The organism is Paucibacter sp. TC2R-5 (genome assembly GCF_025717605.1).
Lineage (GTDB): Bacteria > Pseudomonadota > Gammaproteobacteria > Burkholderiales > Burkholderiaceae_C > Paucibacter_A > Paucibacter_A albus.
The window spans coordinates 167453-174085 of sequence record NZ_JAJIRQ010000010.1 but is presented as its reverse complement, the minus strand read 5'-3'; the positions used below and the strand labels follow the sequence as shown (position 1 = coordinate 174085).

8 protein-coding genes are annotated in these 6633 nt (G+C 57.8%); all 8 read right to left on the bottom strand.

Annotation, left to right across the window (positions count from 1 at the left end; genetic code table 11):
• On the bottom strand, positions 1-256 hold a 256-nt coding region (locus LNV08_RS21200), incomplete at its 3' end, for an urea carboxylase-associated family protein (RefSeq protein ID WP_263535730.1).
• Positions 249-1106: a guanitoxin biosynthesis heme-dependent pre-guanitoxin N-hydroxylase GntA gene (gene gntA, locus LNV08_RS21195; RefSeq protein ID WP_263535729.1), complete on the bottom strand. Its 858-nt coding sequence runs from the start codon at positions 1104-1106 to the stop codon at positions 249-251. The genes gntA and LNV08_RS21200, both read right to left, overlap by 8 nt.
• A 741-nt stretch (positions 1107-1847) precedes the next feature.
• Positions 1848-2429, bottom strand: coding sequence for a DUF2062 domain-containing protein (locus LNV08_RS21190; protein ID WP_263535728.1), 582 nt, complete (start codon positions 2427-2429; stop codon positions 1848-1850).
• Between the two features lie 151 nt (positions 2430-2580).
• Positions 2581-3393, bottom strand: a complete 813-nt coding sequence (locus tag LNV08_RS21185; RefSeq protein WP_263535727.1) for a peptidylprolyl isomerase — start codon at positions 3391-3393, stop codon at positions 2581-2583.
• Positions 3394-3595: 202 nt separating this feature from the next.
• Entirely contained in the window at positions 3596-3871 is a 276-nt protein-coding gene (locus LNV08_RS21180; RefSeq protein ID WP_263535726.1) for a BolA family protein, read from the bottom strand.
• Complete coding sequence (locus tag LNV08_RS21175; protein ID WP_263535725.1) at positions 3868-4533, bottom strand: septation protein A; 666 nt, start codon at positions 4531-4533, stop codon at positions 3868-3870. The genes LNV08_RS21180 and LNV08_RS21175 overlap by 4 nt, the downstream gene beginning before the upstream one ends.
• Before the next feature lie 54 nt (positions 4534-4587).
• On the bottom strand, positions 4588-5010 hold the full coding sequence (gene msrB / locus LNV08_RS21170) for a peptide-methionine (R)-S-oxide reductase MsrB (protein ID WP_263535724.1): 423 nt from the start codon (positions 5008-5010) through the stop codon (positions 4588-4590).
• Positions 5007-6512: a protein adenylyltransferase SelO gene (locus tag LNV08_RS21165; RefSeq protein ID WP_263535723.1), complete on the bottom strand. Its 1506-nt coding sequence runs from the start codon at positions 6510-6512 to the stop codon at positions 5007-5009. Before LNV08_RS21165 ends, msrB begins: the two co-directional genes overlap by 4 nt.
• Positions 6513-6633: the final 121 nt, after the last annotated feature.

Below are 6633 nucleotides of genomic sequence, written 5' to 3'. Positions count from 1 at the left end.
CTGTATCTTCGATGATAGTGAACATCGGACGACTATCGTTTGAGTAGAGGATATCACCTTTAGTAAGGTTGATTTTTCCTGCATAATCGATTGACCTTCCAGATGATAAGTGGGATTTAACATCTGGATCTGAGAAAGCAAAGAGATCTGAAACCTGCTCACCCAAAGGATCAATCACCCGCAACGTTTGCCCTCGACGTATTTTGAAGGCGCACCCGCTTTGAGGGGCGATGCGGGTTACTTCTTTTTCATTCATCTTTCTTTCCTCTATGGGTATGAAAAGGGCACAACCAATCGTCTTCTACAGCTCGGCCGGAGTATTGACGTGCCTCTGATGACTCGCCAAAATTTTTCAAAACTGGATTTATTGAACCCTGTGTAGCGACGTCCCGCGCTCGTATTATCTTTTTCATGGACTCGAACTTACCACGTTCACGCAGAGTCTCAAATTGTTCATGTGGATTAAATACGAGGGTCTTGTATTTAAACCGCCTCGATAAACGAGACGCCTGTGGGTGTAGCCCCACAACAAAAAGTCCCCGCTCTCCAATGCTAAATGAAAAATTATTATCGGAAGGCTCGGAGGCAACGCGAGAGTCCCAATTGAAATATTTTGAATCTAGGTCATGCATTGCCTGGAGGTGTGCCCACATCAGCTTTTCAAATTCTTGCTCCGTTTCAACCGCATCTTCTTGAAACATCGCAATATAAGTTACAAATTCATCGCCAATAAATTTGAAATCATTGCAAAATTCATAAAGATCGTGGCACAGAGATCTAACTGCCGGCTCGCTGTTCATGGGTGGATATAGCCCAAAGCGGTAGCCATTTTTATTGAAGGCTGATCTTGCTCCGACGCAGGCAAACCCTTCGAAAAGCACGTGATTTCTTATCTCAGTGTGAGCGGTCTCTAAATTTTCAATTAATTGGGAGGAGGCGTCAACGGGGTAAATGGCCTTGTTATTGGCGAACGATGCGTAGCTAGAATATTTCCTCGATATGGAGTCAGTCGATAGAGGGTTCCAAGCTCTTGGCTTCGTTTCCGAATTCTTGTCGTCAGCACATGCTTCGGAAAACTTGGAAAAACTAATTTCAGAAGAGTTCATATGTTGACAACAATGAATTTACATATTAATTAAATGTGGAAATTTTAAAAACATCGTAGAAATTTTACTCATGGTATCCTCTATTTCATTCAAAGGAAGCTATCACTAGGTTAATTTAAATAGATTTGCATTATTTTTGAAATCTGAATAAGAAGTTCCTGTACCTTGCTGGTTCCTCGCTTCAGCTACGAACATGAATTATTGCTCGACCTCCTTGGCTCGAAGGCGAGTCCGTTGATTTTCTGCAAGAGTCTATTCACGGGATGTTACAGATCAAGGGGGTTTTCTCCAGTGCGGTAATTTTCACGCCTCCTGATGCCCGAGGGGACTTTGGTCTGCTTTTCGCCTGAAAACCTAGACTTTCCGCCAGGTTGTGGACGTACTCCTAGCCAGTTGAGTTCAGCCAACGCCAAGTTTGAGCCTATGACCGTAATCTGGTCCTTCCAGCCAAGGTGCAGTTTTCTCTCCAATGAAGATTGTGGTCTCAAGCTGTTGTTCACGCCCGTGCCCGAGTACCTGTAAGGCCTGAATGTCAAACGGCATCCAACATCAACCATCTTCGGCATATTGCGCCACAAAGGCCATCGGCTGGTATTTGTTGGGCTTTCTTGGCGAGAAGTACGGGTCGCGTCGGTGTGTGAAATGTAGGGTAAACGACAGTGCAAAACCCTACAAAGTAGGGTGTGAAGCCGCACTTTGAGGTTCTGCTCGTCACCTTTCAACTGACCTGAGCATGACACTCTAAGGTGTTTCAACCCTTGCTTGTTTTCTACGGGCACGCTGCCGCAGCCGGCGCCAGCGCTCGCCCTTGATCACCGCCCACCAGCCAAAGTAGACGATCACATAGGCCAGCGAGCCCAGCACCAAGCCGGCCAAGGGCAGCCCGATCAACAGCGGCTCGCCCAGCGCCTGCACCCAGGCCCACAGCGAAGGCAGCCAGGTTGCCGGTTCTTGCCATTCGATCGCGAGCATTTCCGGCGTGGCGATAGGGCCGTGATGGCCTGAGGCCATGCGCCCCAAGGCGATGGCTAGGCTCCAGATCGGCACCAGGGTGAGCGGGTTGGTCAGCCAGGTGGCTGCGATGGCCGCGGCCACATTGGCGCGGCAGGCGATGGCCAGCAAGGCCGCCAACACCATTTGGGTGGGCAGCGGTATGACGCCGATGGCCAGGCCCACGGCCACGCCCATGGCGACCCGGCGCCGGTGTGCCACCCACAGCCAGGGCCGAGGCGCCAGATAGCGGCCCAACCACTTCAAGCCCTTGGTTTGGGCCAGCGTGTCGGGGTGGGGCAAGATGCGGCGGGCGAGGCGAGAAGCGGACACGCAAATCCTTCGGGGCAAAAATCAAAAAGCCCGCGCCGCCGTGGTCGGCGCTGCGCGGGCTGTGCAGTCAACAGTAGCTGGACCTCGAAGCAGAAAGTTCAAGCAGCAAATTCAAGCCTCTTGGCCGCTCTGTCCGGCACCCGCTGCTTGATCAGTTCGGGGCGGCGGCGTTGCTGAACTTGTAGTCCGTCTTGGCCTTGTTCTTCAGCTCTTGCTGATAGGCGCCGAGCTTTTGCTGGTCCAGACGCTTGATGATTTGCGGCTTGACGTCGTCAAAAGCAGGGAACTGAGCTTCGCGGCTGTCGTCCAAGCGGATGATGTGGAAACCGAACTGCGACTTGACCGGTGTCTGGGTCATTTCACCCTTTTGCAGCAGGGCCAAAGCCTCGGTGAATTCCTTCACATAGCTGTTGCCATTGGCCCAATCCAGATCACCACCGTTGGCGGCCGAACCTGGGTCCTTGGAGTTCTTGGTGGCCAGGTCTTCAAACTTGGCGCCGGCCTTGATCTGGGCGATCAGGGCTTTGGCTTCGTCTTCCTTTTCCACCAGGATGTGGCGAGCGCGGTATTCCTTGCCGCTGTTCTGGGCCTTGAACTTGTCGTACTCGGCTTGCGCTTCGGCATCAGAGACGGGGTTCTTCTTGGCGTAATCGGCAAACAGCTCGCGGATCAGAATGCTTTGGCGGGCCAACTCCATCTGGGCCTTGTAGTCTGCGCTGGCAGGCACGCCGCGCTTTTCGGCTTCCTGGATGAAGATCTCGCGCAGCACGACTTCGTCTTTGACCTGCGTCTCCAACTCGGGCGTGCGTTGCTGTTGGCCGCTCTTGGTCACTTGCGTGATCAAGAGCTCGGCGCGGGCCTTAGGCACGGGCTTGCCATTGACAACGGCGATATTTTGCGCGCTGGCAGCCAGCGGCAGCAGGGCAGCGGACAAGGCCACAGCGGCCAACAAATTTTTCTTCATGAGGAGATGTCGTTGAGGCTAAAAAAATTGCGCCGTTGGGGGCGCAGTCAGGGTGAGATAAAACTGGCAGTTTGACTTTACTTTTGTAGCGAGCGGCTGTCAGGCTAGGCGGACGGAGCGCAGAAACCGCAACGTACTTCCTGTACGTGAGGATTTCGAGCGTTCGGCCAACGACGCATGGCAGTCGCGCAGTAAAAAGTTCTCAAGCTTCATCCGGCGCGCTGGCATCAATGGCCAGCGCATGGATGCCTTGCTGCATCAACTCTGCCAAGCAATGATATACGAGCCGATGGCGGGCGACCCGGTTCAGGCCGGTGAAGCGGTCGCTGACGATGCGCAGGCTGTAATGACCGCCTTCTTTGGCACCCGCGTGGCCGGCATGTTGATGGCTGTCGTCTTGCAGCGTCAGGGTGCTGGGCTGCAGGCCGGCGCGCAGGCGCGACTCCATCTCGGCCAAGCTGGCTTTGGGCGTGCTCATGGTTTTTCACCTTCTTTGGTGGCGTCTTCGGGTGCGACGTCGGGCTTGGTTTCAGGCAGGTAGCGGCTCATATAAATGCCTTGCGCCAGGGTGAATACCAGGATCAGTCCGGTGGTGCCGAAGGCCTTGAAATTGGCCCAGGCCGAGGTGGAGTAGTGATAGGCCACATAGATATTGAGCACACCCAGGGCCGCAAAAAACAGCACCCAGGCCCGGTTCAAGTTCTTCCAAACAAAGTCGGGCAACTCCAACTCAGCGCCCAGCATCGCCTTGATCAGGTTCTTGCCCCAAAAGGCCTGCGAGGCCCAAAACACCGTGGCCATCGCCCAGTACAGGCCGGTTGGCTTCCACTTGATGAAGGTGGCGTTGTGGAACCAGATCGTGGCCCCCCCCAGCGTGACGACCAGGCCAAGGCTGATCCACAGCATCAAGTCGATCTTCTTGCCGCGCAGCTTGAGGATCAAGGCCTGCGTCAAGGTAGCCAGCATGACCACCACGGTGGCCAAGAGCACGGCGGCTTCGTCTTGCCCCACCTGGCCTCCCGAGACCAGGAAGCCAAAGTGCTCGGTCGCGAATTGGGCCGCCCAGTCCTTGTGTGCGTCGGCGTACTTGAACGTGCCGAAAAACAGCAGCAAGGGCAAAAAATCGAGCAAAAGCTTCATGGGGACGGGAGCAGGGCTGGCGCGAGGGATGCAGTGATAGAGAGAGGCGGCCGATCAGGGCTGCTGGGGCGTGAAGTCTATCGCAGCCGAGTTAATGCAAAAACGCTCGCCGGTGGGCTCGGGGCCATCGGGGAACACATGGCCCAGGTGCGAGCCGCATTGATTGCAGCGCACTTCGATCCGCACCATGCCGTGGGCATGGTCGACCACGCGTTCAATCACCTCGGCGTTGACGGGGGCGAAATAGCTCGGCCAGCCGCAGCCGGCGTCAAACTTGGTGTCGGCCTCGAACAGCGGCGTGCCGCAGCCAATGCATTTGTAAGCACCGGCCTCGAAGTGATCCCAGTATTTGCCGGTAAAGGCGCGCTCGGTCGCGGCGTGTCTGGCCACCGCGTACTGCTCTTGATCGAGCTGAGCGCGCCATTCGGCGTCGGTTTTTTGGACCGGGTAGGTCTTGTCGTCTATGGCTTTGCTCATGATGAACAGCTGACTTCCAAAGTTTGCGCCCAGTCGGGCGGGATGGCGGCGTCGGATGCCCGCTCGGGCTCAATGAAGGGCTGCTGCAACACTTTCAACAGCCGTTCGGTTTCGCTGAAGTCGCCGGCTTGTGCGGCGCGGATCGCGCCTTCGGCCAAGTGATTGCGCAGCACCACGGCCGGGTTGACGGCGCGCATGCGCAGGCTGCGCTGCTCGTCGTCGCTGCTCTCAAAGCTCAAACGGGACCGGTAGCGCTGCAGCCACTGCGTCAGCGCCGCTTGGTCGATGAAGAGATCACGCAGCTTGGCCGGATCGTCTGCCTGGGTGAGCGCGCTCAAGCGCCTGAAGCTCAGCGTGAAGTCAGCGCGGGCGCCGGCCATCAGCTTGAGCCAGTCGTCGATCAGCGCCTGGTCCTGTGCCTGTTCGGTCTGCAGGCCCAGCTTGGCGCGCATCCGGTGCATCAAGGCGGCGGGGAAGGCGGTCTTGTAGGTTTCCAAGGCGGCCAAGAGCGGGGCACCGTCGCGGTCAGCATCACTCATCAGCGGCAATAGCGCTTGTGCCAAGGCGTGCAGATTCCAAAAGCCGATCTGCGGCTGGCGAGCGTAGGCGTAACGGCCTTGATGGTCGGAGTGGTTGCAGACATGGCCCGGATCGAAGCCATCCATAAAGCCGAATGGGCCGTAGTCCAGCGTCAGCCCTAGCATGGACATATTGTCGGTATTCATCACCCCATGGCAGAAGCCGACCGCCTGCCAGTCGGCCATCAGCGTTGCGGTTTGCTGCACGACGCGCTCCAACAGGGCGACATAGGGCTTGGCTGCGGCCAGGCATTCGGGCGCATGGTGGTGAATGAAGAAGTCGGCCAACTGGCGTAGCTCGGCGTGCTGGTGGGTGTGAGCGAAATGTTCGAAATGGCCGAAGCGGACAAAGCTCGGCGCCACGCGGGTGACCACGGCCGCAGTTTCCAAGGTCTCGCGCCGCACCGGCAGCGCGGAGGCGGTGATGGCCAAGGCCCGCGTCGTGGGGATGTTCAAGCCGGCCATCGCTTCCGAGCACAAAAACTCGCGGATTGATGAGCGCAGCACGGCGCGGCCGTCGCCCATGCGGGAGTAAGGGGTGGCGCCCGCACCTTTGAGCTGCAGCTCCATGGGGCCGGCGGCGGTTTCGACCTCGCCCAGCAGCAAGGCGCGGCCGTCGCCGAGTTGACCTGCCCAGGCCCCGAACTGATGGCCGCTGTAAACCGTGGCCAGCGTGCGCATGCCGGGCCAGACCACATTGCCGCTGAGTACATCCAGGGCCTGCCAGTCGGCGCGCTGCCACCAGTCGGCGGGCCAGCCCAACTCGGCGGCGAGGCCAGCGCTGCGGGCCACCCAAACCGGATTGGCCATGCCTTGCGCGGGCAGCTCGGTGTGAAAAGCCTCACCCAGCGCGGCGTAACGGTTCAGCCAAGCGGTGGGCGGCGGCGAGCTTGAGAAGGTGGCATGCGGTGCGGGGCTGTTCATCGGGGCAGTGTATCCAGCGAGCCAGAGCGCTGCCGCCGAAGGGGCAATGCGTCGGCAGAGGCCGCCGCCGGGGCGGTGAATACCCCTATAGCCGTTGCCAAGCGGCTGTAACTCCGGCGAC